Consider the following 26,238-nt stretch of genomic DNA (forward strand, 5'->3'; position numbering starts at 1 on the left):
CCGCATGATTGTAGGGCCTGGATATGTCATTTCAATTGTTCGCGCGACACGTAATCAGGTTTTCGGTCGCCAAAATAAAACGGGCCTCCGAAGAGGCCCGTCCCGATGCTCTGCCCAGATTGCGGTTTTACTTCATCGTCGGCATGACGAATTCCGCACCGTCCTTGATGCCGGACGGCCAGCGGGCGGTGATCGTCTTGGTCTTGGTCCAGAACTTGATCGAATCCGTGCCGTGCTGGTTGAGATCGCCGAAGCTGGAGGCCTTCCAGCCGCCGAAGGAATGGTAGGCAAGCGGAACCGGGATCGGTACGTTGATGCCGATCATGCCGATATTGATACGGCTGGCAAAATCGCGGGCCGCATCGCCGTCGCGGGTGTAGATCGCAACGCCGTTGCCGTATTCGTGTTTCATCGGCAGATCGAGCGCTTCCTCATAGTTGTGGGCGCGGACGACCGAGAGGACCGGACCGAAGATTTCCTGCTTGTAGATGTCCATTTCGGGCGTGACGTGGTCGAACAGCGTGCCACCGACGAAATAGCCGTTCTCGTAACCCTGCAGCTTGAAACCGCGGCCGTCGACCAGAAGCTTGGCGCCTTCCTCGACGCCGCGGTCGATCAGGCCGTTGATGCGGGCATGCGCATCCTTGGTGACAACCGGGCCCATGTCGGCCTTGTCGTCCGTATAGGGACCGATACGCAGGGACTCGATCTTCGGGATCAGCTTTTCGACGAGGCGGTTGGCGGTTTCCTCGCCGACCGGGACGGCAACCGAAACAGCCATGCAGCGCTCGCCGGCCGAGCCGTAGCCCGCGCCCATCAGCGCGTTGACAGCCTGGTCGAGATCGGCATCCGGCATGATGATCATGTGGTTCTTGGCACCGCCGAAGCACTGGGCGCGCTTGCCGTTCATGGCAGCCGTGCCATAGACGTAACGGGCGATCGGGGTCGAGCCGACGAAGGAGATGGCGCCGATATCCGGATCGGTAAGGATCGCGTCGACGGCCGCCTTGTCGCCGTTGACGACGTTGAGGATGCCGGCAGGCAGGCCCGCTTCGATCATCAGTTCGGCAAGGCGGATCGGAAGCGACGGGTCACGCTCCGACGGCTTGAGGATAAAGGCATTGCCGCAGGCGATCGCCGGCGCGAACATCCACATCGGGATCATGCCCGGGAAGTTGAACGGGGTGATGCCGGCGCCGATGCCGACCGGCTGGCGCATCGAATACATGTCGATCTGCGGGCCGGCGCCTTCGGTGAACTCGCCCTTCGACAAGTGCGGGATGCCGATCACGAATTCGCAGACTTCCAGGCCGCGGATGACGTCGCCCTTGGAATCCTCGATCGTCTTGCCGTGTTCGCGGGACAGCATTTCGGCGAGCTCGTCCATGTTCTGGTTGAGCAGGTCGACGAATTTCATGAACACGCGGGCGCGGCGCTGCGGATTGGTGGCAGCCCATTTCGGCTGAGCCTGCTTTGCGTTTTCGACGGCAGCGCGGATTTCCGAAACGCTGGCGAGCGAAACCTTCGCCTGGACTTCGCCGGTTGCCGGATTGAAGACCTCAGCCGCGCGGCCGCTGGTGCCCGCGACATGCTTGCCGCCGATGAAATGCCCGATCTCACGCATGGGTATGCTCCTCCTGCCTTTTGTGGCGATCTTTTTTGAATAGCCGAGGATACTCTCAGATTTGCACAAGGCAACGCCGTAGTTTACGCATCCGTTGTGCAAATTTCGACATTGGAGCCTGAAATGAACTGGGACGATGTGCGTATGTTTCTCGCGGTCGCGCGCACCGGCCAAATCCTCGCAGCATCGCGGCGGCTCGGTGTCAACCATGCGACGCTCGGGCGAAGGGTGACGGCACTGGAAGAGGATCTGCGCACCCGCCTCCTCATCCGCCGGACCAATGGCTGCGAACTGACCGCCGAAGGCGAGGTGTTCTTTCGGGCGGCCGAGCGGATGGAAACCGAGATGTTGGCGGCGCAGGCGAGCACCGGGCGGATCGACGCGGCGATCGCCGGCACGGTCAGGATCGGTGCGCCCGACGGTTTTGGCGTCTCCTTCCTTGCCTCGCGGCTCGGGCGGCTGACGCGCCGGCATCCGGAACTCAGGCTGCAGCTGGTGCCGGTGCCGCGATCCTTTTCGCTCTCCCAGCGGGAGGCGGATATCGCCATCACCATCGAACGTCCGGAGCAGGGCCGGCTCGTCTCTTCGAAACTGACCGATTATACGCTGGGCCTCTATGCCTCGAAGACCTATCTCGATCAGGCCGGAACGCCGCGGACGGTCGAGGCGCTGAAAAGCCATCCGCGCATCGGTTACGTCGAAGACCTGATCTTCTCGCCTTCCCTGAATTTCACGGGCGAGGTGATGCGGGACTGGGATGCGAGCTTTGAGATTTCAAGCGCCATCGGCCAAACCGAGGCAGTACGTTCCGGGGCCGGCATCGGCATCCTGCACGACTATGTGGCGCGGCAATATCCGGAACTGGTGCGCGTGCTGCCCGAGACCATCATCCGGAGGTCCTACTGGACCACCTATCATGAAACGACGCGCGACCTGATGCGGCTGAGGACGGTGGTGGAATTCCTGAAGGAACTGGTCGACGGGGAAAGCCACATCTTTGTGTGATGGACAGGACGGTCTTCAAGAGGAAAAGAAGAAGACCCAAACAGGGTCCGGCCGCCGGAGCGGCCGGAAAACCTTGTATCAAGAAGGCAGGAAGGTCGTAACCGGAACCTTGAGTGCCGCGGCAATGCGCTTCAGCTTGGCCGGGTCGGCATCGGTGCCGTTTTCAATGCGAACGATCTCGTCGTTGACGAGGCCGGTCGTGATGGCAAGCTCTTCGATGCTGTAGCCGACAGAACGTCGCGTTTCGGTAACGGCTGAGGCAATGTGCTGCGGAGAAAGCTTCGCTCCATTGGCGGATGCGAAATTATTGATCGAAATTGTCATTGTATGCTCCTTCTGGAATGGCCTGCCGAAAACCGGTCAGGTGAAGGGGGACGAACGCCCTAGACGCAGGAGTCTAAAAAATTAGGCACCGGCTGCCGCAAACATAGGCATGCTAACGGCCGAGACAAGGGCAATTACTGCAGTGCACAAAAATGTGTCCGCTTTCGGGTCGAAAGAAGGCGGACTCTCCCTACCCGGCGCTGTCAAAATGGCCAGAATCGGGCATTTTTGCCTTAAATCGAGCTGAAAAAACATGAATGGCACCGCTTTTGCGGTGCCACATTAAATTTTCTTAACTTTCAAAAAACCGCATCAGGCCGACTGAATCGACTTGATCCTGTCGATGCCTCCGACGATCGCGGCAAAATCCTGCCAGACGCCTTGAGCGCCCTTCTGCCATTCCTCAAAGGCTTCCGGCTTCAGCAATTTGCCGCCATTCTTGAGCGACACGGCAACGGATGCCGCCTCGTCGTCGACGATGAGCTGGTTGAAATAGGCGGCCCCTTCCTTCGACGCCTCCTGGAAGACCGCCTTCTGCTCGGCGCTCAACTGGTTCCAGAAGCTGGCGGAATAATAGACGACGCCGGACGCCCAGATATGGCCGGTTTCGGTCATGCAGGGGACGACTTCATAAAGCTTGAAGCCGGCATAGGCGGATTTGGTGAGATCCATGGCGTCGGCGACGCCGGTCGCCAGCGCATTGTAGGTTTCGGTGATCGGAATGCCGACCGGGGCGGTACCGAAGGCGGCCCACAGCTTGGTGTGCAGCGGGCTCTGGATGACGCGGATCTTCTTGCCCTTCAGCTGTTCCGGGCGGGTGACCGGCTCCTTGGTCAAGAGATGGCGGGCGCCGTAGTTGATGAAATCGCCGATCACGAAATTCTGGGCGGCGAGCTTCTGCTTGAGATCTGCACCGACATTGCCGTCGACCGTCTTGCGGACATGGGCTGCGTCGCGGAACAGGAACGGCAGATCGAGGACCTGCAGCTCCGGTACCCAGCCGGACAGTGACGAGACGGTGGAAAGGCTTGCCTGCACGGAACCGAGGCGGGCGCCTTCTGCCACTTCCTTCTCGCCACCGAGCGCACCGTTCTTGACGACGTTGAACTTGAACTGGCCGGGCAGCCTGGCTTCCACCAGCTCGCCGAGCTTCACCCAGATCTTCGATTCCGGCTTGTCGTCGCCAAGCAGCGAGGCGGTGGTGATCGTCGTCGTGCGAGCGGCCGCGCTGCGCACGAAAACCGGAGCGGCGAGCGCCGCGCCGGTTGCTGCGGCAGTCTTCAGAAGGGTTCGGCGGTTGATGTTGTCCATGTCTCAGGTCCCCGGAATTATGGAAGAATCAGAAGATGATCGCCCAGGCGCAAAGGATCGCCAGGGAAACCAGAAGTGCAAGCAGATAGGGCACGACCGCCTTGAACAGCGCGGCCGCAGGAATGCGGGTGACGCCGCTGACCACGAAGATCAGCATGCCGAGCGGCGGGGTCAGGCCGTGGATCATCAGATTGACGACGATGATGACGCCGAAATGGATCGGATCGATGCCCGCGGCGACGGCGGCCGGCAGCAGGATCGGACCGAACAGCAGGATCGCCGCGCCGATATCGAGCACCAGTCCGACGACCAGAAGGATGACGTTGGAGAGGATGAGGACCGCGATCGCACTACCGCCAAGCATCGTCACGAACTCGGAGACGAGGCCGGAAACGTTGTCGACGGCGAGCAGGAAGGCGAAAGGCCCGGCCGTGCCGATCAGCAAACCGATCGCAGCGGACTCCGTCGCCGCCTGTCGGAACGAGGCGAGCAGCGAGCCTGCTCCGACCCTGCCCCAGACGGCGAGAATGATCGTATAGAGGGCCGCGAGAGCCGCAGCCTCGGTCGTAGTGACGATGCCGATGCGGATGCCGACCACGACGATGATGCCGAGACCGAAGGCGGGAATGGCGGAGATCGCCGCCTGCCCGCGCTCACGCCCCGAGGCGCGCGGCAAGGCCACCTGTTCTCTGACGGAGAGATGGATGGCCACGGCGAGGCAAATCGCCATCAGGCCGCCGGCGAAAAAGCCGCCGACCAGCAGCGAACCGACCGACAGATTGGTGGCCGTCGCAAGGATCAGGAAGGCGATCGACGGCGGGATGACGTTGTCGAGCACCGAGGTGGCGGCGATGATCGCGCCTGCCTGTGCCGGTGGGTAACCGTGCTTCACCAGTTCCGGCTGGAAGGTGGAGGCGCCGAAGGCGGCATTCGCAACGGACGAACCCGAGGCGCCGGAAAACAGCACGCTGGTCAGAAGCGTCGTCTGCGCTAGTCCCGCCCGGCGATGGCCGACCATGGATGCCGCGAACCGGACGAGCTGGTTGGCGACGCCGGAAGAGGTTAGCAGCCCGCCGGCCAGCAGGAAGAACGGAATGGCGAGCAGCAGGAATTTCGACATGCCGGCCACCGTCGAAGAGACGATCGCCGGTTCCGGCAGGCTGCTGCCGAAGACGATCGCCACATAGGCTGCCGCAAGGAACGCATGCGCCAGCGGGGCGGCGAGGACGAGACCGAGTGCTGCCACCAGTGCCAGGAACAGGCTCGGCGGCAGTTCGCTGTCGATAGAGATTTCGGGAACGCCAAAATAGAGCGCGGCCCCGAGGACGAGCGATATCAGCACCGGCAGCGCCCTGCCCTCGGCAAGCCGTTGGAGGAGGAGCACGACGAGGATCAGCACGCCGCCTACCCCTAAGAAACCGAAGCGGATCCACTCCGGAACGCCGAGCGCCGGAGAAATGCCACCGAGCATGGACATGATTTCGGAACCGCCGAAGAGCAGGATCATGGCGGCCAGCACGGTGAACATGTCCGCCAGAACGTGGGTCGCCGGCACCAGTCGGGCGGGAGCCAAACGCACGAAGACATCGAGCCGCATGGCCAGCGCACTGTTGAGGCTGAGCGGGGCGCCGATCGAGATCAGCGCCACATGCAGCCATATCCCGAGGTCTTCGGCACCGATGAAGCCGGTACTGAAGAAATAGCGCAGGCAGACGCTGACCAGCACGACCATGAGCAGAAAGGCGAGGATGAGCGCTGCAATGGTGCCAAGCACGGCCTCGACGCCCTTCAGCACCCGCGCCGCAAGGCTATCGCCCCGGACTGCCGTCTGCTCTAGAAAGTCGGATGGGCTGGCTGCCACGGGCTCTTACCTTTGCCGGAAAATCAGGCGGTCCTGACCGTGGAAAAAATCACGATCGAAAAGCGTCTACCAGGTGAATGATGCGATGCCGACATCTCGCGTGAGACATCGAGACGCCACAATACCTTTTCGCCGAAGCGATAGGCTTCCTCAAGCAGCGGCAGGCCTAAAAGGAGAAAAGTTTTCGGCGCCCGGCCTTCCGCACGGCCGCAGGTCAAGCGAGGCTTGAGAAGTTCCGCCCTTTTAAGGCGCCAGTCTCCACACCGCAACCGGCCTCAATCCACAGCCAGGACCAGAATCTCGCCCTCGATGCATCTTTTTGCGAGACATGCTTGGCTTTGAGTGAATTAATGGATTCGCGGAAATGCAGGGGCAACCCTTGCGTGACAATCGGGGGATGTGTCCGTGGGCGATATCGAACAAGAAAAGAAATCTCAGGATCTCTTCGAATTTCATCCAGAGCCCGCCGCCCAGACAGGGGCTTCGCCCGACCAGTTCCAAACGGAGATGAGGGATTTCACCATCTTGAGCGTCGATGACGACGAGATGTTCCAGAACTCCCTCAGGCTCTCGCTTTCTGGCTTCACCTATCGCGGCATCGCGCCGCGGATACTGATGGCCTCTTCTGCCAACGAGGCGGCCAAGCTTCTGCTCGAAACGCCTTCGGTCGCGGTCCTGCTGCTCGATGTCGTGATGGAGACGGACGATGCGGGGCTCAGGCTGGTTCGCACGATCCGCGAGGTGCTCGGCAACTCGCAGCTGCGTATCGTGCTTCTCACGGGGCAACCGGGCATCGCGCCGATGCAATCGTCGCTCGAGACCTATGATATTGCCGATTACTGGCTGAAGACCGACCTGACCAATGAGCGGCTTCACAGCATTCTCACTGCGAATCTCAGGACCTTCGAGCAGATCGACGTGCTGAACCGCGCGCGCCGGGGCCTCCAGAGCATTGTGGAGGCGAGCAATAGCCTGGCGAGGTCGTCAGGATTCGAGGACTTCTCCCGCCGGATGATCCACGAACTGGCCGCACTTCTCGGCGTCAGCGAGGATGGCATCGTCTGCGTCCGCGGGCGTGACCGCGAACAGCCACCGAAGATCATCGGCTCGGCAGGGCGGTTCGCTTCGGTCCTCAACCAGACCCTCGATACCATCCAAGACGAATCCATTCGCGACCTGATCCAGCGCTCGCTCGACGAGCAGGCGAGTATCGAAACCGCGAAAGCGCAGGTTCTGTTTTTCCAGGGCCAGGCGGTCGCACCTCCTGCAGCGGCGTACATCGCCACAAACAGGCGAATCGACGACACGGAGCGGGAATTGCTGCGGGTCTTCGCGACCAATATCGGCACCGGCCTGATCAATGTGGCGCTGACCAGCCAACTCGACCGCACCGCCTATGAAGACGGCCTGCTCGAGATCGCGAACGGCAACGCGCTGAAGCGCGGCATTCAAGCGGCGCTCGAGGTTCCCCCGCCGCGCAGACGGAAGGTCCTGTTCATCGAACTGAACCAGTATGCGAGAAGCTGCGTCTCGCTCGGGGTCGAACAGGGCGATCATCTGCTGCGCGCTTTCGTGAAGCGTCTGGCAGCGGCCTTTCCGCCGCCCTGCATGATCGCGCGTCTGCACGAAGACGTATTTGCCGTGCTCGGACCGGAATATCTCGTGCGGATCGACTATGTAAATCGTCTCGAAGCGGGCGCCCATTCGCCCGAAGCCCTGTTCTTCGGCGCGGAAGCGGCCTCCCTCGATCTCAATCACTTCACGTCGGCTCAAACCGTCATCGCGACCGGGCTTCTGCTCCTGAAGAAGGCGGGACTGAAGGGGACGAGCGGGCAACTCATCGAATACGACCCCAATGTCGAAGACGAGACGCGCCGTCGGTTCGCTCTTTCGCAGCAGCTTTACAAGGCGCTGCTCAACCGGGAAATCAGCGTCGTATTCCAGCCGCAGATCGACCTCGCCGACAATCGGATCGTCGGCGCCGAAATCCTGGCGCGCTGGACGCGTCCGGACGGTTCGGTCGTATTTCCGGCAGATTTCATTCCGCTCGCAGAGGCGAACGGGCTGATCGTGCCCCTGGGTCAGCAAATCCTGGAACAGGCATGCAGCGCGCTACGGTCCATGAGCGAAGCAGGATTCCCAAGCGTCACGATCGCCGTCAATGTCTCGCCGATACAGCTTGGGCGAAAGGAATTCATAGACGAACTGATCGCCACCACGCGCCGTTATGGCCTGTCCCCGGATCGGCTGGAACTGGAAATTACCGAGACTGTCGCGATGGAAGAGCACCAGCACGCCAACAACATGCTCTCCATTCTCAGAAGCGAAGGTTTCGCGATCGCCATCGACGATTTCGGCACCGGCTATTCTTCGCTGACGAAGCTCCGGTCGTTCGAGGCAGCCACGCTCAAGATCGACCCGTCGTTCATTGCCGGTCTCGGAGAGTCCAGCCAGAGTGACCTGATCGTCGAGATGATCATTCGGCTTGGCGAGCGCATGAACATGCGTGTCCTCGCCGAAGGTGTCGAGACCGAGCAGCAGGCGGAATGGCTGCGGGCAAGAAAATGCATCCTGGCGCAGGGTTATTTCTACGCTCGCCCGGAGCCCTTCGAGAAATTCCTGGCGCGGTTGCAAAACTCGCCGGTCAAGGCGGTGTAGCGACCGATGATCCCCGCGTCTCCACTCCGCATGTTTCCGTCTCTCCGGGCCATTTATCGCCATCGCAGGCGACTTGCCGTCTTCGTGATACCCTGGGTCGTGGGACTTGGCATCGGCGTTCCATTGCTCTGGCATCAGATCGGCGCGAACGCGCGGGAACCTCAGATCCGCAACAGGGAGGAGACCCTGTCGCAAGGCTACGACATTCTCGGTCGGGCCCTGGACCGGCTTGGCCGCGACGCCCTGTTTCTGGCCGACCTGCAATCGCGCTTCGGCGAAACGACCACTCGGCCTGCTCCGTTGAGCGCCGAGATCTTCCAGAGTTTCGCCGCCAGCTCGCCGGATTACGATCAGGTACGGTGGCTGGATAATAACGGCAATGAACGGCTGCGCGTCAACCGCCGCAGCGGCGCGGAACCGGTCGTCGTGAGCAGCGAGCAGCTGCAGAACAAGGCGGACCAACCCTATTTTCGCGATACGATTCCGCTACCGCTGAACGGCCTCTATTTCTCTGCCCTCGATCTGAATATCGACAACGGTGTGGTCGAGGTTCCCCATCTGCCGACGTTGCGCGTAGCAAGCCCCGTCTTCCGCAATGGGATCAAGCAGGGCATCATCGTCATCAACTACCGCGCCACGCGATTGCTTGAACGCCTGAAGCGGCTCGACAGGAGCGTCGAGCTCTATCTGATGAACCAGGCCGGATACTGGCTCCAAGGTCCAAATGCGGATGCGAACTGGGGCTGGCAGCTTGGGGCCTCAACGCCCGGCCCGGCTGAGGCGGAGATGTTGCGGGCGATCGGCAAGGGGGACAGAGGGCTTTTCGGCAGCAGGGACGGCGTTTGGAACTACCGCCGCTTCCAGCCCGTTGCGAGCTTGCTGGCAACAGGCGAAGTCGCGGAAAGACGTGCCGCGGGTGCCGACCTCTATCTGCTCGCCCGTGACTCGGCGGCCGCGATCAACGACCAGGAAACGAGGGGGAAATTCATTCTCGGCGCGGTCGCGGCAATCCTCGCCATGGTGGCGCTTGCGGTAACCGGCCGCCTGGCCAACGGCATGGAGGCCGAGGCGGAATGGACGCGGCAGATGGAAGACACGAACAAGGCGCTGCGCGAGACCAATGAAAAACTGAACGTGACCCAGCGGGAACTTGCGCGAGCCGAACGGCTGTCGTCGCTGGGCCTGATGGTTGCCGGCGTCGCCCACGAGATGAACACGCCGCTTGGAAGTGCGGCACTCGTGCTCAGCAAGGCCGCCAAGGATCTCAGGCTTTTCAAGGAACGGATTGCAGCGGGGCTGCGCCGCTCGGATCTCGACCTCTATATCGCAGACAGCGATACCAGCCTGGATCTGGTGCGCGACGCCATCCACCGGTGCACGGCGCTGGTTCAGCGTTTCAAACAGGTTGCGGTCGACCGGGCGACGCTGGAGCGACGGGATATCGATCTCGCCGCATTCATTCCCGATGCCGATCCGCGCCTGCGCAAATGGGACGCCAGCGCCGGCATCAGCCTGACGCTGAACGTGCCCGCTGATCTGGCGATCACCACCTATCCGGGACCGTTTGCCCAGGTCCTGTCGAACCTCCTCAACAATTCGCTGCTGCATGCCTTCGATGCCGGCAAACCCGGCATGATCAGCATCGATGTCCGCAGACTGGCAGACCAGGTCCTCATCGAATTCACCGACGACGGTCGCGGGATAAACGAAACGGACATCCAGAAGATATTCGAACCCTTCTTTTCCACGGCCCGTCACAGCGGCGGTACCGGTCTCGGGCTGCATATCGTCCACCAGATCGTCACCGAGGTTCTCGGCGGATCGATCGCCGTCGAGAGCCCGCCCGCCAGCAAGGCCCGCGGCACCCGGTTCATCATCCGGCTTCCGAGAGTTGCTCCGGCACAGGCGGGAACGTAAAGCCTCGTCAGATCCCGGCATACCATTCGTAGCCGCGATCCTCCCAGAAACCGCCGTTGCCGCCATAAAGGCGACCGAGATCGGCCACCGCCTCGATGCGGGTCAGATATTTTGCGTGCTTGTAGCCGAGTTGGCGCTCGACACGCAGCCGTAGCGGCGCGCCATGCGCGACTTCGAGGTCCCGGCCGTTCATCGTGTGGGCGAGAATGGTCTGGGGATGGAAGGCATCCACCAGGTCGATGCTCTCGTAGTACCAGCCGCTGCCATCGAGCGACTTTTCGTATTCGTCGGCGCAATGGAAGACGATGTAGCGGGCTTCGGGCTTCAGGCCGACCGTCTTGAGCAGAGCGCCGAGCGGCACGCCGGTCCATTTGCCGATGGCGCTCCAGCCTTCGACGCAGTCGTGCCGGGTAATCTGGGTGCGGGCCGGCAGGGCCCTCAATTCAGCAAGCGACAGCTGCATCGGCTTTTCGACCAGGCCGCCGACCTCCAGCTTCCACGTCGAGAACTGCCGGCTCATCCAGTCGAGATATTGCGGATTGTCCGGCATGCTGGTGCCGTTGGCGCGGAAGACCGGGGACAGGTCCGCCTCCGTGAACTCGCGCGCCAGCGCGTTGTCGCCGAGCAGGAAGCGCTGGGTTTTCATCGAAAGCCCCTCGGCGATCTTGAGGACCGATTTCGTCCGGTCGCTTTCGACAAGCGCGTCGCAGCCGTTCAAACCGAGCGCCGAAGCCGTCATGGTCGCGCCGATCAGAAAGCGGCGGCGGGTGAGGATGCTGGTCATTGCTTGCCTCCCTTAATGTCCCCTTGGTCGATCGCGTAATAGCCGGTGATCATCGAACGCAGATTGTTGAAGACGCCCGACAGGATCACCATCGCGACGTGGACCACCACGAAGGCGACCAGCGAAAACGCGGTGAGAAAATGGATCGTGCGGGCCGACTGCCGGCCGCCGAAGACATCGAGCAGCCAGGGTGCCACGGCATTAAAGCCGGGCGACATGGTGAGCCCCGTCAGGATCATCAGCGGCAGGAGCAGGATGATCACCGCGACATAGCTGAGCTTCTGCAGCGTGTTGTAATGCCGCGCCTCCGGCCCTTTCGCAAACCGCAGCCGGGCGTGATTGACGATTTCGTGGCCGATATGGGCGGGCGTCAGTTCGTCCCGGGCCGGCAGGAGATCGCGGCGGAAATGACGGCTCACCAATCCATAGGCGAGATAGATGAAGCCGTTGATGACGAACAGCCACGCAAAGAAGAAATGCCAGCGCCGGCCGCTTGCGAGATCCTGATAGCTCGGGATCGTCAGCCAATCGGGGAACCCTCGTGCGGTCGCCTCGCCGTCCACGTCGGAAACGCCGAGAAATCCGGTCGTGTCGAAGGTGAGCGAGCCGATATGCGTGAGGCCCTTCGCCTTGTCACCATCCTCGACCGCCTCCGTGGAAATGAAGGAAGGATCGTTATTCGCACCGTACTGGCCCCAGTAGAGCGCCGGGTGCGCATTGAATATCTGCAGGCCGCTGAACAGCAGCACGGTCATGCAGAGCACATTCACCCAGTGCGACAAGCGCACCAGCAGGCTGTGGCGGTAGATGACCGTCCGGCCGGTCGCAGCGCCGGCATCGATCGTGGCCATGGTGTTTCCTCCGAATGCGGGAATCGGGCTCCAGAAGATAGACGCGGCCGCCGGGCAGAAAGTTTCAGCGGCCGCGGTCAAATCATTTCAAGGCGTCACTTCATCGCGTCGCAGGCCTTCATCATCTCGGACTTTTTCATCGCATCCTTTTCCATGCCGGCCTTGTGCATGCAGTCGGTCTTGGTGCTGCCGGTCGCCATCGAGTCCTTCTTCATAGCATCCGGTTTCATGGCGTCGGTCTTCATGGAGTCCTTCTTCATCGCGTCGGAGTTCATGCTGCTCTGGCCGTTCGCCGCGCCGGCAAGCGAAAGACCGACAACGACGGTGCAGGCTGCGAGGCTGGAAAGAAGCTTGGTCATGGATGCCCTCCTGGGATCAATCGATGTGTCCGCCGGCTGCGTGCCGAGGGCTCACAGCCATCAATTCGACCCACGCAGAAAGTCGTTACAGCGTCACGGTTATGTGATAGGCCGAAAGCACCCGGATTATTTTCCATTCCGGATGTAACCGTTTATGTGCTTCTCCGAATAATCATTTGAACAGCATGACGAGCACCCATTCGGAAGAAGCCCTGAAGGCCCTGATGCTTCTGTCTCTTGATGGGGACGAGGCCGCCTATCGGCGTTTGCTCAACGCAGTGCGCGTCCTGCTTGTCGGATATTACAGCCGCCGAATGGCTGCTGCGACGAAAGCGGACATGGAAGACCTCGTCCAGGAAACATTGCTGGCGCTGCATTCCCGCCGGGAAACCTACGATCGCGAGCGGCCGTTTACCGCATGGTTCTTCTCGATCGCCCGCTACAAGCTGATCGACCACCATCGCGGCCGCGGCAGCCGGATGATGGCGGAAACGGAGCTCGGCGAGGATTTCGAGAGCGACTACAACGAGGAAGGCCTGACGGCACGCATGGATGTCGAACGGCTTCTGGATGGCCTGCCGGCGAAACAGCGGGAATTGATCCGCCAGGTGAAGCTCGAGGGCCAATCCGTCGCGGATACGGCAAGCCGGACCGGCCAATCGGAATCGGCCGTCAAGGTCGGCATTCATAGAGGGATCAAGGCACTGGCGGAGAAATTGCGAGGCGGACAGTGAGAAAGACGGACGACATCATCGACAACCTGGTGGGCGAATTGAAGCCGGTGCCGCGCCATGCGCTGGCGCGCCGCTTCGTGACCGGCGTGCTGCCGGCGCTCGCCGTGTCGCTGGTGCTGATGCTGGCGGTCCTCGGCCTGCGCATAGACCTAGCGGAAGCTCTGATGTTGCCGGTGTTCTGGATCAAGTCCGCCTATAACGTGCTGCTGGCGATCGCCGCGTTCCTCGCCGCCTACCATCTGGCGCGGCCCGACGGTTCCAGGGGGCGGTTCTTCCAGTTCGCGGCGGCGATCGTTGCGATCATGGCCGTGGTTGCGGTCGGCCAGCTGATGATGTCTCCGGCTGAGACCTATCGCTCCTTGATCATCGGATCGTCAGCGCTCCATTGCCCTCTGCTGATCTTCCTCTTCGCGTTGCCGGTGCTTGCCGGGAACATGTGGGTGCTGCGCCGCGGCGCGCCGACGGACCTGAGGCTCACCGGCTTCATCGCCGGGATTGCGGCCGGTGCCGCCGGCGCCTGGGTCTATTCCTGGTTCTGCACCGAGAACGGCATGCCTTTCGTGCTCATCTGGTATTCGCTCGGCATCCTGCTGACCGGCATTCTCGGCGCACTTCTGGGACCCCGGCTGCTGCGCTGGTAAGCCGGCGGTAAACTTCCGAATCCGCACAAACGGGCGCAACGCCTGCGCCGCCAAATTCCGATAAGTTGCCACAAAACTAAGGCTTTACCTGATGCGTTGCAATTTCACCGAATACGTGGATAGGTTGAGTTGCACAGCAGTAAGGCTCCTAGTGGGAGCCTTCGTAATCTCCAGGGACGAGCGGCAACATGGTCGAGATGAATTTCAACATGATCGGTTACGACTTCGAGCGAGGTCTACGTGTCCTGAAAGAAGGGTACAGCTCTGCGATTCTCGCGCTCGAACAGAAGTCTGATGCGATTGGCACCGAGCTACTGGAGTACAGGCAGTACCTCGTCGACGGAGGGGAGCCGGACGAGGAAAGGGACGAGGACGGCTTCCTCTTATGGGATCGCGAACGCCTGCTGGAAATGGACGAGGAGGTCTGCAAAGCAGCTGTCGTTGAGGCTCGCAAGGCCTTTGTAATTGCTCTCTACCATCACTGGGAGCGCGCTACTCGGAAAGACACTGGATATCACGGGCGCGTTCACACGAAGCTTCTGAGCGAGGCGACCGCCAATAACATCAACGTTCAACCCGAACTCAACAAGGTCAGGCATCTCATCAATACGCTCAAACACAACAATTCAGAGCCGGGCCTTCAACTGCTCAAATCGTGGCCAGAAGTCCTTCCTCCAGCTTTCGAGCCAGACGAACAGACAGACTGGTATCATGAAGTGGTTCTGACAGATGCTCACGTCAACCAAGCTCTCGATATCATCGCAGGTTCCGGCCCGGTAGCTGTTCGGCTGTAGGCAAATCCGCGCAACGAATCGAACCGCAGAAGGGTACCCCCTGGGTTAGGTGCCTCGCAAACCATGCGATTTTGCTGTCGCCTATCCTCTCGCGCAGACGCGAGATCGGTATAACTTCTGATTTTGGCACTATACCGATTTTTGTGGCTTTCTCTATCTCTCTGATTTCATTGAGAGAAGAAATGGTACGGTTGGGGGGTCTCGAACCTCCGACCTCAGGTGCCACAAACCTGCGCTCTAACCAACTGAGCTACAACCGCACAAACGCCCTTGGGCGCCGTTGGGGGGTCACATACGGCGATCGGACTTTTTTTGCAAGTCCTATCCCGCAAATAGAAAGTCCTATCCCGCAAATAGAAGAGGCCGGAGCATGCTCCGGCCTTCTCCTTAAAATCACGCCCTAGGAATTAGGCAGCCTTGAAGGTCGTCATAACCTTTTCAGCGGCTTCCTTGCCCGGCTTCGTCACGTCTTCAACGATCTTGCGGGCGGTGTCCTGCATGGACTTGGCCTGCTCAACCGTGATTTCAGCCTGCTTGCGGATGAAACCGGTCTGCAGTTCGATCAGTTCGGCAAAGGACTTCACGCCGAGCAGCGATTCCATATGGGTCAGCGAGGTTTCGGCGTTGGTGCGCAGAGCGTCGATCGCCTTGAGGCCGAGTTCGACAGAACCAGCCTGGGCCGACTGCATTGTGGATTCCACCGTCTTGGTGGCTTCCTCGGCAGCGGTTTTCATCTTAGCATAGGCTTCGCGAGACTGGGTGGCACCCTTTTCGGCGAAGTCGCGGAAGCCTTCGGTCATCTTGGACGGATCGAAAGCGGAGAAGGAAAAGATATCGTCGGTCTTGTATGCCATCGTTTCAGGTCCTCGTTGGCGATTTCTTCGGCAGAACCGAAGATGTCATGCCTCTTATATAGACCATCTCGTTGTGCATTGCAATATGATTGTGCGCTGCACAATAAAATGAGTCCCGGAATTAACCCTATCGGAGGTTTGGATAGCGCCGCTCTCGACCCGAAGGCAGGGGAAGGTTATTAACAATCCGTTAAACTACGTAGAAATCCGGTCACAAACGCCCTGTAGGTTTTGCCTATGTCCGCAGTTCAATACCCGTTCATCGACATTGCCGTGCACGAGCGCGTCCGCGATCGTTTTGCGGCAGGCGAAGCGATCGTGTTGTTTTCTCCGGACATGCAAAGCCCTCTCTGGGCGAACGGGCGCGGCGCCGATCTCTTCGGTTTCGGCTCCATCTACGATTTCCTCGACCAGGGTCCCAACCGCGTCGATATCGCCTTCCGCCAGATCGAAGCGGCCGCGCGCCAGCTCGGCGAAGTCGGCGACATCCGCAACCTGACGATCCGCGTCGCCTCCGGTTTCCAGCGCATTCCCGTGCAGGCAATTTGCGAGCTCGTCCAGGTTCAGGGCGAAACGGCCGTGCTGTTCAGCGCGCCGGTGGAACGAGGCAGGCTCGCGCCTTCGGCCTCCGCTGCCCGGATGATCGAAGGCTTCGACGATCCCGATACGCATATGGCGGTGATCGACGAAAACGGTGAGGTGCTTGCCGCCTCGGCCGAGTTCGCGGGGCTCGGCGTTTCCGTGCAGACGGCCAAGATAATGGCGACCATGGCTGGCGCCGATCCGAGCCGCCTCGTCAAGCGCCCGATCCCGACCTCCAAGGGCTACCTGCCGGCTGCGATCGGCAAGCTCTCCAACGAACCGGCCCTGCATCTCCTGTTCACGGTCGAGACGGAACAGGGCCGCGCCGCCGTCGCCAACGGCTATGAGCCCCGCGACGAGGCACCGACGCTCGCCGAAGACGATCCGGCGAATGCCGAGATCGGCGAGGACACCACGGAACCCGCTGCGAGCGACGACACCGAGGACTTCACGGTCGAGGCCGAGCCGGTGGACGATGTTGCCGAGGTGATCGCCGCTGTATCCGAAATCGAGGATACGGAAGAGCCGGAAGAAGAAATTTCGCTGGAAGCCGGCGGCGATGTCGCGCCGGTGCAGCCGGCTGCTCTCGATGAACCGGTAGAAGAGGTCGCGCCTGAAAATGCCGTGCCGGCCGCGGACGTCGAGGCCCTTTCCCTCGATGACGCGATCGAGACGGCCGAAGAACTGGTTTCGCCAACCGCGATCGAGGAAACATCTGCTGCTCAGTTGGAGACAGTAGACGTTGCGCCTTCAATCGAACCCGCAGCCGCCGAAATTGCCGCGCCGGAACCGGTTGGTTTTGTCTTCCGCGGCGACGGGCGCGCGACCCGCTTCGTCTGGAAGATCGATGCGGAAGGCCGGTTCAGGGAAGTTTCGAGCGAATTTGCCGATGCCGTCGGCCCACACGCCGCCGATATCAATGGTATGGCCTTCACCGATCTCGCCGCCCTCTTCCATCTCGATCCCGAGGGCAAAATCACCGAGCTGCTCCAGAAGCGCGATACCTGGTCCGGCAAGACGATCTGGTGGCCGATCGAGGGCACGTCGCTGATGGTGCCGGTCGATCTCGCCGCGCTGCCGACCTATACCCGCACCCGCGAGTTCGACGGTTTTCGCGGCTTTGGCATCGTGCGCATCGGCGATGCAGCCGAGGATCCGAATGCCGTCGGCCTGACATTGACCCGGGCGGTGCCGGAGGATGTGGCCGAACCGGAAGGGGATATCGTTTCGGAAGCCTACGAGATGCCTGTCGATGCGCCGGAATTGGCGGCGGAAGACAATCTGCCCGTTTGGCAGGACGAAGTTGCCGAGGCGCCGGCGGAAATCGCCGAGATTGAGGAGCACGCTCCTGAACTCAGCGCCGTCGAAGATACAATCGTCGAAGTTCCCGCGAGCGACGAATCGATTGCAGAGGCCATTGCAACGGATGAGCCCGTGACATCCGGGGAACCGGAAGTCACGGAAGATGCCGAGCAGCCGGCTGCTGCCGAAGACATATCCGCCGATGCAGCGCCATCCGAAGACCTGCTGCCGGAGCCGGCGCCAGAGGACGCGCCGCAGCCGTCCAAGTCGGGGCGGCAGATCCCTTCGCTGCTCGACTGGCCGGCCGGCGAACGCCCGGCACTGCGGATCGTCGACAATGCCGGCCGCCGCCATTCCGACAAGGTCATCCAGCTGGAAGAACGCCGCTCCAACCGCCGCGACGGACTCACCCCCGTGGAACAGGCGGCTTTCCGCGAAATCGCCCGACAGCTCGACAATTTCGTCGGTCGCCGCAACGAGGAAAAGACGCCGGAGGCCTCGGGCGAGGCGGAGCTACCTGTTGTCGAACAGAACGAGCCGAGCGCGATAGAGCCGGCACAGTTCGAGCATGAGGCGGTGCACGAGGAACCTGTCGCGCCCGTTTCGGAAGAGATTTCCGAGGAAGAGGCGATCGCCTTCGCCGAAGACGCGAACCAGGCTTTTGCCGACGGGCCGATCGAGCCCACCGAAGACACGGAAACCGCTGTGGAGGCTCCGGCCGATCCGCATCCGGAGCTTTCCGACCGCGAACTGTTGAGCCAGATGATACCGGTTCGCGAACGTATCGGCCTTTCCGCGGAGATCGTCGACCAGATGCCGGTGGCGCTTCTCGTCCACAGCGGCGACACCTTGATCTACGGCAATCCGGAATTCCTGCGGCTGACCGGTTATGCCTCGATCGACGAGCTGGCGGAAGTCGGCGGTCTCGATGCGCTGCTGCAGCGCCAGGACCTCGAAGGCAAGACAACGGAAGCCGGCGGCATGGTCGTGGTGCGCGCCGACGATGTGCTGGTGCCGGTGACGGCGCGTCTGCAGTCCGTCCGCTGGGACAATTCGACCGTTCTGATGTTGGCGCTGATGCCGGTCGTGGCCGAGACCCAGGGCTCCACCGAGGATGGCGAAGCGGCGGCGGTCATTCCCCTGCGCGCGCCTCGCGCCGCCGACCAGCTCGCCAAGCTGCAGGTCGAGGTAACCGAGCTGCGCGCCATCCTGGAAACGGCCACCGACGGCGTGGTGATCATCGGCGCCGATGGCGACATCCGCTCCCTGAACCGGGCGGCAAGCGCGCTCTTCAACTACGACAATGAAGAGATCAACGGCAAACCTTTCGTCACCCTGTTCGCCCATGAAAGCCAGCGGGCGATCCTCGATTATCTCGCCGGACTTGCCGGCCATGGCGTGGCGAGCGTTCTCAACGACGGCCGCGAAGTCATCGGCCGCGAGGCTTCCGGCGGCTTCCTGCCGCTGTTCATGACGATCGGCAAGTTGACCTCCTCGAACGGTTATTGCGCGGTCATCCGCGACATCACCCAGTGGAAGCGCACCGAAGACGAGCTGCGCACGGCCAAGCGTGCTGCCGAGACGGCGAATGCCCACAAGAGCGAGTTCCTCGCCCATGTGAGCCACGAAATCCGCACACCGCTCAACGCGATCATCGGCTTTGCCGACATGATGGCGAGCGAACGTTTCGGCCAGATCGGCCATGCGCGTTACGTGGAATATGCCAATGACATCAGCCGCTCCGGCCGGCATGTGCTCGATATCGTCAACGACCTCCTCGACATTTCCAAGATCGAGGCCGGCGAGATGGAGCTTGATTTCGTCGCGGTCGGCCTGAACGAGGCGGTGTCGGAAGCCGTCTCGCTGGTGCAGCCGCAGGCAAACGGCCAGCGGGTGATCATCCGCACGGCCCTCTCGCATGCCGTGCCGCAGGTGGTCGCCGATCCGCGCTCGATCAAGCAGATCGTGCTGAACATCCTGTCGAACGCCATCCGCTTCACGCCCTCCGGCGGCCAGATCGTCGTGTCCACCGCCTACGAGACCAACGGCAACGTGGTCCTTCGCGTCCGCGATACCGGCATCGGCATGACCCGCTCGGAGCTGGAGCTTGCGATGAAGCCGTTCCGCCAGGTTGCGAGCGCCTCCCGCAAGCGCGGCGACGGCACGGGCCTTGGTCTGCCGCTGACCAAGGCGATGGTCGATGCAAACCGCGCCGCCTTCGCGATCACCTCTGCACCGAACGAAGGCACGCTGGTGGAAATCACCTTCCCCTCGCCGCGGGTGCTGGCGAACTGATCCGGGAGACTGCGATTGGTTTTCGCATCCTCGTGGCTCGGCTTGTGATAGTAGCGGGCACACTGATGGTTGCGGCGAAACTTACGGCGCCCCTGGGTTGCTTCAGACATTAAAAGAAAGGCAGCCGAAGCTGCCTTTGAAGTTTAATGCTGTCCAACGAGGGTCGGTGGAGACGTCATGTCTATGAAAGCTCGCGGCTAGGCGTAGTTCATACACGAGACGAAACCATGTTGCTCCACTTTTGATCAAAGCGGCTTAATGGGTCGTTAACAGCGACCCATTTCTGGAATTTATGCCGGAGATGTGCCGTATCGATACATCTCGCCTCGTTGGTGATACCCGGCGCATCAGCTTTTCAACTCGACAAGTCCGTCGAACAGATCGAGCGCTTCCGGGTTGGCGAGCGTCTCCTTGTTCCTGACTGCCCGGCCGTGCACGACGTCGCGGACCGCCAGCTCAACGATCTTGCCGGACTTGGTGCGGGGGATATCGGCGACCTGGATGACCTTTGCCGGTACATGGCGCGGCGAAGCGCCGGTGCGGATGCGGGCCTTGATCGCCTTGGTAAGATCTTCGGTCAGCGTCAGGCCGCCGGCGAGGCGGACGAAGAGGATGACGCGGACGTCGTCGTCCCAGTCCTGGCCGATGCAGATGGCTTCCGCGACCTCCTCCATCTGCTCCACCTGGTTGTAGATCTCCGCGGTGCCGATCCGTACGCCGCCCGGGTTGAGCGTGGCGTCGGAACGGCCGTGGATGACGATGCCGTCATGTTCGGTCCATTCAGCGAAATCGCCGTGGCACCAGACATTCTCGAAGCGCTCGAAATAGGCCGCCCGGTATTTCTGCCCTTCGGGATCGTTCCAGAACATGAGCGGCATGCACGGGAAGGCCTTGGGGCAGACGAGTTCACCTTTTTCCCGGCGTACCGGCTTGCCGTCGTCGTTCCAGACGTCGACGGCAAGCCCCAGACCCGGCCCCTGGATCTCGCCACGCCAGACCGGCTTCAACGGATTGCCGAGCACGAAGGTGGAAACGATGTCGGTGCCGCCTGAAATCGAGGCGAGATGCACGTCGGATTTGATGCCCTCGTAGACGAAGGAAAAACCTTCCGGCGAGAGCGGCGAACCGGTGGAGATGACGAGCCTGAGCGCAGCCAGATCGTGGCTCTCCTTCGGCACGATGCCGCCCTTGCGGAGCGCGTCGATATATTTCGCCGAGGTGCCGAACACCGCGAACTTTTCAGCTTCGGCATAATCGAACAGGACATTGCCGTCCGGCGCGAAGGGCGAGCCGTCGAACAGGCAGAGCGTGGCGCCGACTGCGAGGCCTGACGCCAGCCAGTTCCACATCATCCAGCCGCAGGTGGTGAAATAGAACATTCTTTCGCCAGGCTCGAGGCTGCAATGGAAGCGATGTTCCTTGAGATGCTGCAACAGCGTGCCGCCGGCCGAATGGACGATACATTTCGGCACGCCGGTCGTGCCGGACGAAAAGAGAATGTAGAGCGGATGGGAGAACGGCAGAGGCGCGAACTCGACGGCCTTCGCTTCATAAGGCGCCGTGAAATCGGCAAGTGTACGGCCATCGGCAAGCGATGCGGCGAGTGCGGGAGCGTCGCCGGTATAAGGCACCACCAGAACCGGCGTCTTCAGCACCGAGGAAACCGCCCTCACCTTGGCGACGACGTCCTGGAGCTTGCCGTTGTACCAGTAGCCGTCGCAAGTGATGAACAGCTTTGGGTCGATCTGGCTGAAACGGTCGAGCACGCCCTGTTCGCCAAAATCAGGTGAACAGGAAGACCAGATGGCACCGATCGAGGCGGCGGCCAGCATGCAGGCAATGGTTTCCGGCATATTCGGCATCATCGCAGCAATGCGGTCGCCTTTCTCGATACCGAGCACCCTGAAGGCCTGCTGCAGACGAGAGACTTCGGCACGAAGTTTATCCCAGGACCAGCGATAGCTCACCTTGTCCTCGCCGCGGAAGATCAGCGCGTCTCCGGCGCCTGTTCCGGAAAGTAGATTTTCGGCGAAATTCAGCGTCGCATCAGGGAAGAAACGCGCGGCAAGCATGTCTTCGCCGTTGATCAGCGCGCGTTCGCCGCGCTCGCCCTTGACGCCGCAGAAATCCCAGACCGCCGACCAGAATTCGGCGCGCTCGCTGATCGACCACGCGTAGAACGCATCATAGTCGGGAAAGCATTTGCCAAAACGCTCAGCGCACCAATTGATGAAATGATAAAGCGGGGTTTTCTGCTGTACTTCCTTCGAGGGCGCCCAGAGCGGCTGTTCATTGCCCATTCCCATTCCTCCACCCTCGGAGAACCTCGCCCCGACATCGGAAACCAGGGTTCGGCCTCGTCTCCATCACGCCAGACCCTGCGAGCTCGCAGCGTATCGGCTTTTATAGCATGTTGCACCGCATTATAAAGGAGACCGCCGGGGATGTTTCCCGGATTTGCACGGGGCCGGCATTTCCTATATGCGCGTGATGATCATGCTCACCAATCCGATCGGAAATCTGCGGAAGAACCTGGGCCGCCCGCTGGGCCGGCGGTCGCGCCGCGTTCTGATCGGTGCCATCGTCGCTCTCTGCCTGTTCGCGCTTTTCCAGGTTATCGCACCGTTCCTCATTTCATCGGCCGTCGTGCGCGAAAGCATGGAGCGGGCGGTCGCCGAATGGACCGGCCATGACGTGGAGATCGAGGGAACACCGGATATCCGCTTCTGGCCCGAGCCTCGGGTCACGCTCAGGGACATCACCATCCGCAAGCAGGCGGAAGACGGCGAGCGCGTGCTCGGCCGGGTCTCGCGGCTTTCGGCCTCCTTCGATCTCGTGCAGGCCCTGGTCGGCCAGCCCGAATTCAAGGATTTTCGGCTCACGGATCCGGAAATCTACGTCATCCGGGAGGTCGACGGCAGGCTCGACTGGGCGAATGACGGGTTGCTCAGCCGTGCAGTGCGCGATGCACGGCCGGACGGCAGCGGCCAGGCGCTGACGGCGGATGACGATGCACGCATGGGCGATGTCGGCATCACCAACGGAACACTCGAAATCTCCGACCTCGCCAGCGGCCGCGTCACACGGTTCCAATCGATCGACGGAACGCTCGACTGGCCCTGGCTTTCTCGCGGCCTGGAGCTGAAGGCGGATGCCGAGCTCAACGGCCGGGCGCTGACGCTGGACATAAGCTCGACCCAGCCCCTGCTGCTGCTCTCGGGCAAAAGCGGCGATATCTCGGGCACGATGGCGTCCTCCCTCTTTCGGGGCCAGTTCCGAGGCGTCGCCGATCTTGCGACGCAGGCATTTCTTTCCGGCGATGCCGAACTGACGGTCCCCGACCTTGCGGCGGCGATGAGCTGGGCCGGTCTGAACTTTTCCGGCACGGAACGCTTGAAAAGCTTCTCTTTGACGACCCACCTCGTTACCAACGACAACGTCCTGCGCTTCGACAACCTCTCCCTCAGCCTGAACGACGCCAAGGCGACGGGCGTACTCGATCTGCTGCTGCCCGCGGACAAGCCGCCGAGACTGACCGGCACGCTCGCCTTCGACCGGATGGATTTTTCCGCCGCACTTGCCGCCATTGCGCCGCGCACCATGGGAGACACCAGCGAGAGCGATGGCCAGCTCGCCGATCTGGAACTCGACCTGAGGCTTTCCGCCCAGCAGGCGACGCTCGGACCTTTCCAGCTTTCGGAGGCCGCCGTGAGCGTGATGAACACCGGCGAGCAATCCCGTATCGACATTGCCGACAGCGATTTCGAGACGGGCCGGCTGACCGGCCGGGTCGCCACCGTAAAAGGCGGCGTGGCCGGGGCCGTCGCCCTGCGCCTTGCTGTGCAGGACGCCGATTTCGGAAATATCGTCAGGGAACTCGGCCTCGCCGGGCCACTTCCGGCGGCACGCGGATCGTTGGACCTGGCGCTCGACGTCGACCGGCCGCTGGAGCCGGAAGCCTGGCGCAACGCCAAGGGTACCTTGCGCTTTCGCGCGGACCGCGGCTCGTTTTCAGGCGTCAATATTGCCGGCATCCGGCAGCTTGCGGCGCAAAAACCCTATTTCCCCCTGAGCGATGCCGGCACCGGCAGCCTGGAATTCGACCATATCGACATATCCGCCAATCTTGCGGACGGTTCGGCCGATATCCGCGAGGGGAAGATCACCGGTGCCGCAGAAACGCTGACGCTTTCGGGCGTCATTCCTTATATCAACAACAGCCTCGCGCTCTCGGCGATCGTCGAAACGATCCCGCAGCGTGCCACTACCGCGCCGCTGATGGTCTTCATCGGCGGGTCCTGGCCCAACCCGGTCATCTGGCCTGTTTCGCAAACTCCGGCGAAACCCCTACAATGAGCCGAATCAACCGGATGGGGGTAATCTGGTGGCGCGGTTCCTGATCAATCTATGCAAGGCGCTGCTCGCCTGTCTCATCATGGGCGCGGTCTTGAGCTTCTTCGGCATCACCATGCCGTCGCTGCTGGCGCTCCTGCACCTGACGCCGGACGATATCCGGCTCGGGCTCGAGAGCGCCTATGTCTGGTCGGTGCCGCGCATCGTGCTCGGGGCCGTCATCGTGCTGCCGGCCTGGCTGCTCATCTACATCTTCCTGCCGCCGCGCGGAGGCGAGTGAGCCTCAGGTCGTACCACGGGCTGCGACATGCTCGTCGCGGATACGCCGCATCTCGGCCTGCTTGGTGGTGATCGAGGTGATGATGACGCCGATGGTGACAAGCCCGATCAGGATGGTGCAGATCGCGTTGATTTCCGGCGTGACGCCGAGGCGAACCTGGCTGTAGATCTTGATCGGCAACGTGGTGGCGCCGGGACCTGTGGTGAAGCTCGCGATCACCAGGTCGTCCAGCGACAGCGTGAAGGCCAGCATCCAGCCGGCGATGACCGCCGGAAAGATCAATGGCAGGGTGATCTTGAAGAAGGTCTTGACCGGGGGGCAACCGAGATCGAGGGCCGCTTCCTCCAGGCTCCGGTCGAAGGTCAGCAGCCGCGACTGCACGACGATCGCCACATAGCACATCGTGAAGGTCGTATGCGCAATGATGACAGTCCAGAAACCGCGATCGATGCCGACCGCGACGAACAACAGCAGCATCGACAGGCCGGTGATCACTTCCGGCATGACGAGCGGCGCATAGATCATCCCGGAAAACAGCATCCGGCCCGGAAAGCGCGTGAAGCGCACGAGTGAAAGGGCAGCGAGCGTGCCGAGCACCGTGCCGATCGTGGCACTGATGATGCCGACGCGTGCCGTTACCCAGGCGGCGTCCATGAGGCCCTGGTTCGACCACATGGTCTTGTACCATTGCAGCGAAAAGCCGCCCCAAACCGTGACGAGCTTGGAGGCATTGAACGAATAGACCACCAGGATGATGATCGGGATGTAGAGGAATGCGAAACCGAGGGTCAGGACGGTGGCATCGAAGCGGGATGATTTCATCTCAAGCCACCTTCTTCTGCTGGTTCTGGAAAATCATGATCGGCACGACCAGCATGATCAGCAGGATGACCGCCACGGCCGATGCCAGCGGCCAGTCGCGGTTGCCGAAAAACTCCGTCCACAGCGTCTTGCCGATCATCAGCGTGTCGGCACCGCCGAGCAGATCCGGGATGACGAATTCACCGGTGATCGGGATGAAGCAGATCATCGAACCGGCGATCACGCCCGGCAGCGACAAAGGGAAGGTGATCTTCCAGAATGCCTTCCAGGGCGGGCAGCCGAGATCGCTCGCGGCCTCCAGCAGAGTGTTGTCCATCTTTTCCAGAGCCGCATAGAGCGGCAGGACCATGAACGGCAGGTAGGAATAGACGATGCCGATGAAGACCGCGTAGTCGGTGCGGAAGACCTGGACCTGCTCATCTGCGCCGAGAAGGCCGGCCGACTGGAACAGCAATGTCAGCAGGCCATCGGGCTTCAGGATGCCTATCCAGGCGTAAACGCGGATCAGGAAGGACGTCCAGAACGGCAGGATGACCAGCATGACGAGCGTCGGCCGCAGCATGGTCGGCGCGCGGGCCATGGCGAGCGCCATGGGATAACCGATCAGCAGCAGCAGGAAGGTGGAGATCACCGCGATGCGCAGCGAAGAGAGATAGGCCTCGATGTAGAGGGGATCGTCGGTCAGGAAGAGATAGTTGTCGAGGTCCAGTTCGGAGACGAAATCGCCAAATGCGCCGAACCCTTCAAAGAGCGGCGTGTAGGGCGGCATGGCGATCGCCGTCTCGGAGAGCGAGATCTTGAAGATGATCAGGAAAGGGGCGACGAAGAACAGCAGCAGCCAGAGATAGGGCACCGCGACCACCAGCCAGCGGGCGGGGTTGGGTCTG

At 61.6% G+C, this 26,238-nt stretch carries 20 protein-coding genes, 1 tRNA gene and 1 pseudogene; 9 read left to right on the forward strand and 13 right to left on the reverse strand.

Annotated features, from left to right (window positions below):
* Positions 1–127: 127 nt before the first annotated feature.
* Positions 128–1,624, reverse strand: coding sequence for a CoA-acylating methylmalonate-semialdehyde dehydrogenase (locus C5J26_RS13245; protein ID WP_105402157.1), 1,497 nt, complete (start codon positions 1,622–1,624; stop codon positions 128–130).
* Positions 1,625–1,747: 123 nt separating this feature from the next.
* Here C5J26_RS13245 and C5J26_RS13250 point away from each other — a divergent pair, with 123 nt between their 5' ends.
* Entirely contained in the window at positions 1,748–2,629 is an 882-nt protein-coding gene (locus C5J26_RS13250; protein ID WP_105402158.1) for a LysR family transcriptional regulator, read from the forward strand.
* Between the two features lie 78 nt (positions 2,630–2,707).
* Here C5J26_RS13250 and C5J26_RS13255 read toward each other — a convergent pair whose 3' ends face one another.
* The 4 genes and pseudogenes from C5J26_RS13255 to C5J26_RS33240 form a co-directional block, all read right to left on the reverse strand.
* The gene (locus C5J26_RS13255; RefSeq protein ID WP_105402159.1) at positions 2,708–2,953 is read right to left on the reverse strand and encodes a helix-turn-helix domain-containing protein; all 246 of its coding nucleotides are present in this window, start codon (positions 2,951–2,953) and stop codon (positions 2,708–2,710) included.
* Positions 2,954–3,265: 312 nt separating this feature from the next.
* Entirely contained in the window at positions 3,266–4,264 is a 999-nt protein-coding gene (locus tag C5J26_RS13260) for a TRAP transporter substrate-binding protein (protein ID WP_105402160.1), read from the reverse strand.
* 28 nt (positions 4,265–4,292) lie between these two features.
* Positions 4,293–6,125, reverse strand: a complete 1,833-nt coding sequence (locus C5J26_RS13265) for a TRAP transporter large permease subunit (RefSeq protein WP_105402161.1) — start codon at positions 6,123–6,125, stop codon at positions 4,293–4,295.
* A 66-nt stretch (positions 6,126–6,191) separates the two neighbouring features.
* Positions 6,192–6,307 (reverse strand): annotated as a pseudogene (locus C5J26_RS33240) (alkanesulfonate monooxygenase); the annotation flags it as partial.
* 223 nt (positions 6,308–6,530) lie between these two features.
* Between C5J26_RS33240 and C5J26_RS13275 the strand changes: the two are divergent.
* Positions 6,531–8,783 carry a bifunctional diguanylate cyclase/phosphodiesterase gene (locus C5J26_RS13275; RefSeq protein WP_172745848.1) on the forward strand — a complete coding sequence of 751 codons (2,253 nt, stop codon included), beginning with the start codon at positions 6,531–6,533 and terminating at the stop codon, positions 8,781–8,783.
* Positions 8,784–8,867: 84 nt separating this feature from the next.
* On the forward strand, positions 8,868–10,700 hold the full coding sequence (locus C5J26_RS13280; RefSeq protein ID WP_172745849.1) for a sensor histidine kinase: 1,833 nt from the start codon (positions 8,868–8,870) through the stop codon (positions 10,698–10,700).
* A gap of 7 nt (positions 10,701–10,707) precedes the next feature.
* Here the strand turns inward: C5J26_RS13280 and C5J26_RS13285 are convergent, their stop codons facing one another.
* The 3 genes from C5J26_RS13285 to C5J26_RS13295 form a co-directional block, all read right to left on the reverse strand.
* A complete protein-coding gene (locus C5J26_RS13285; protein ID WP_105402164.1) occupies positions 10,708–11,484 on the reverse strand; it encodes a molybdopterin-binding protein in 777 nt (258 codons plus the stop codon).
* A complete protein-coding gene (locus C5J26_RS13290; RefSeq protein WP_105402165.1) occupies positions 11,481–12,335 on the reverse strand; it encodes a cytochrome b/b6 domain-containing protein in 855 nt (284 codons plus the stop codon). The genes C5J26_RS13285 and C5J26_RS13290 overlap by 4 nt, the downstream gene beginning before the upstream one ends.
* 95 nt (positions 12,336–12,430) lie before the next feature.
* Positions 12,431–12,694, reverse strand: coding sequence for a pentapeptide MXKDX repeat protein (locus C5J26_RS13295; RefSeq protein WP_105402166.1), 264 nt, complete (start codon positions 12,692–12,694; stop codon positions 12,431–12,433).
* 185 nt (positions 12,695–12,879) lie between these two features.
* On the opposite strand from C5J26_RS13295, the gene C5J26_RS13300 reads away from it, so the two are divergent.
* The 3 genes from C5J26_RS13300 to C5J26_RS13310 all read left to right on the forward strand — a co-directional run bounded on the left by C5J26_RS13300 (position 12,880) and on the right by C5J26_RS13310 (position 14,863).
* Positions 12,880–13,428: a sigma-70 family RNA polymerase sigma factor gene (locus C5J26_RS13300; RefSeq protein ID WP_105402167.1), complete on the forward strand. Its 549-nt coding sequence runs from the start codon at positions 12,880–12,882 to the stop codon at positions 13,426–13,428.
* Positions 13,425–14,069, forward strand: coding sequence for an NrsF family protein (locus C5J26_RS13305; RefSeq protein WP_105402168.1), 645 nt, complete (start codon positions 13,425–13,427; stop codon positions 14,067–14,069). The genes C5J26_RS13300 and C5J26_RS13305 overlap by 4 nt, the downstream gene beginning before the upstream one ends.
* Positions 14,070–14,257: 188 nt before the next feature.
* The gene (locus tag C5J26_RS13310; RefSeq protein WP_105402169.1) at positions 14,258–14,863 is read left to right on the forward strand and encodes a hypothetical protein; all 606 of its coding nucleotides are present in this window, start codon (positions 14,258–14,260) and stop codon (positions 14,861–14,863) included.
* Between the two features lie 183 nt (positions 14,864–15,046).
* Here C5J26_RS13310 and C5J26_RS13315 read toward each other — a convergent pair.
* Both C5J26_RS13315 and C5J26_RS13320 read right to left on the reverse strand, forming a co-directional pair.
* Positions 15,047–15,123, reverse strand: a tRNA-His gene (locus tag C5J26_RS13315).
* 147 nt (positions 15,124–15,270) lie between these two features.
* Entirely contained in the window at positions 15,271–15,717 is a 447-nt protein-coding gene (locus C5J26_RS13320; RefSeq protein WP_105402170.1) for a phasin, read from the reverse strand.
* A gap of 237 nt (positions 15,718–15,954) precedes the next feature.
* Here C5J26_RS13320 and C5J26_RS13325 point away from each other — a divergent pair, with 237 nt between their 5' ends.
* Positions 15,955–19,896 (forward strand): ATP-binding protein, encoded by a 3,942-nt coding sequence (locus C5J26_RS13325; protein ID WP_105402171.1) that lies wholly within the window; start codon positions 15,955–15,957, stop codon positions 19,894–19,896.
* A 347-nt stretch (positions 19,897–20,243) separates the two neighbouring features.
* Here C5J26_RS13325 and C5J26_RS13330 read toward each other — a convergent pair whose 3' ends face one another.
* Entirely contained in the window at positions 20,244–22,196 is a 1,953-nt protein-coding gene (locus tag C5J26_RS13330; RefSeq protein WP_105402172.1) for an acetoacetate--CoA ligase, read from the reverse strand.
* Between the two features lie 181 nt (positions 22,197–22,377).
* Here C5J26_RS13330 and C5J26_RS13335 point away from each other — a divergent pair, with 181 nt between their 5' ends.
* Together C5J26_RS13335 and C5J26_RS13340 are read left to right on the forward strand one after the other, a co-directional pair.
* Positions 22,378–24,252: an AsmA-like C-terminal region-containing protein gene (locus C5J26_RS13335; RefSeq protein ID WP_172745850.1), complete on the forward strand. Its 1,875-nt coding sequence runs from the start codon at positions 22,378–22,380 to the stop codon at positions 24,250–24,252.
* A gap of 28 nt (positions 24,253–24,280) precedes the next feature.
* Positions 24,281–24,529 carry a hypothetical protein gene (locus tag C5J26_RS13340; protein ID WP_105402174.1) on the forward strand — a complete coding sequence of 83 codons (249 nt, stop codon included), beginning with the start codon at positions 24,281–24,283 and terminating at the stop codon, positions 24,527–24,529.
* Between the two features lie 3 nt (positions 24,530–24,532).
* Here the strand turns inward: C5J26_RS13340 and C5J26_RS13345 are convergent, their stop codons facing one another.
* On the reverse strand, positions 24,533–25,351 hold the full coding sequence (locus C5J26_RS13345; RefSeq protein WP_105402175.1) for an ABC transporter permease: 819 nt from the start codon (positions 25,349–25,351) through the stop codon (positions 24,533–24,535).
* A gap of 1 nt (position 25,352) precedes the next feature.
* The coding region (locus tag C5J26_RS13350) for an ABC transporter permease subunit (RefSeq protein WP_245441162.1) at positions 25,353–26,238 on the reverse strand (886 nt) is incomplete at its 5' end.

It is taken from the genome of Neorhizobium sp. T7_12 (assembly GCF_002968535.1).
GTDB classification, from domain to species: domain Bacteria; phylum Pseudomonadota; class Alphaproteobacteria; order Rhizobiales; family Rhizobiaceae; genus Neorhizobium; species Neorhizobium tomejilense.

What these genes read in the sequence shown, in the direction of transcription:
- C5J26_RS13245 (WP_105402157.1), bottom strand. Translation starts at nt 1,624, where the DNA reads ATGCGTGAGATCGGGCATTTCATCGGCGGCAAGCATGTCGCGGGCACC.
- C5J26_RS13250 (WP_105402158.1), top strand. Translation starts at nt 1,748, where the DNA reads ATGAACTGGGACGATGTGCGTATGTTTCTCGCGGTCGCGCGCACCGGC.
- C5J26_RS13255 (WP_105402159.1), bottom strand. Translation starts at nt 2,953, where the DNA reads ATGACAATTTCGATCAATAATTTCGCATCCGCCAATGGAGCGAAGCTT.
- C5J26_RS13260 (WP_105402160.1), bottom strand. Translation starts at nt 4,264, where the DNA reads ATGGACAACATCAACCGCCGAACCCTTCTGAAGACTGCCGCAGCAACC.
- C5J26_RS13285 (WP_105402164.1), bottom strand. Translation starts at nt 11,484, where the DNA reads ATGACCAGCATCCTCACCCGCCGCCGCTTTCTGATCGGCGCGACCATG.
- C5J26_RS13290 (WP_105402165.1), bottom strand. Translation starts at nt 12,335, where the DNA reads ATGGCCACGATCGATGCCGGCGCTGCGACCGGCCGGACGGTCATCTAC.
- C5J26_RS13295 (WP_105402166.1), bottom strand. Translation starts at nt 12,694, where the DNA reads ATGACCAAGCTTCTTTCCAGCCTCGCAGCCTGCACCGTCGTTGTCGGT.
- C5J26_RS13300 (WP_105402167.1), top strand. Translation starts at nt 12,880, where the DNA reads ATGACGAGCACCCATTCGGAAGAAGCCCTGAAGGCCCTGATGCTTCTG.
- C5J26_RS13310 (WP_105402169.1), top strand. Translation starts at nt 14,258, where the DNA reads ATGGTCGAGATGAATTTCAACATGATCGGTTACGACTTCGAGCGAGGT.
- C5J26_RS13320 (WP_105402170.1), bottom strand. Translation starts at nt 15,717, where the DNA reads ATGGCATACAAGACCGACGATATCTTTTCCTTCTCCGCTTTCGATCCG.
- C5J26_RS13325 (WP_105402171.1), top strand. Translation starts at nt 15,955, where the DNA reads ATGTCCGCAGTTCAATACCCGTTCATCGACATTGCCGTGCACGAGCGC.
- C5J26_RS13330 (WP_105402172.1), bottom strand. Translation starts at nt 22,196, where the DNA reads ATGGGCAATGAACAGCCGCTCTGGGCGCCCTCGAAGGAAGTACAGCAG.
- C5J26_RS13335 (WP_172745850.1), top strand. Translation starts at nt 22,378, where the DNA reads ATGCGCGTGATGATCATGCTCACCAATCCGATCGGAAATCTGCGGAAG.
- C5J26_RS13345 (WP_105402175.1), bottom strand. Translation starts at nt 25,351, where the DNA reads ATGAAATCATCCCGCTTCGATGCCACCGTCCTGACCCTCGGTTTCGCA.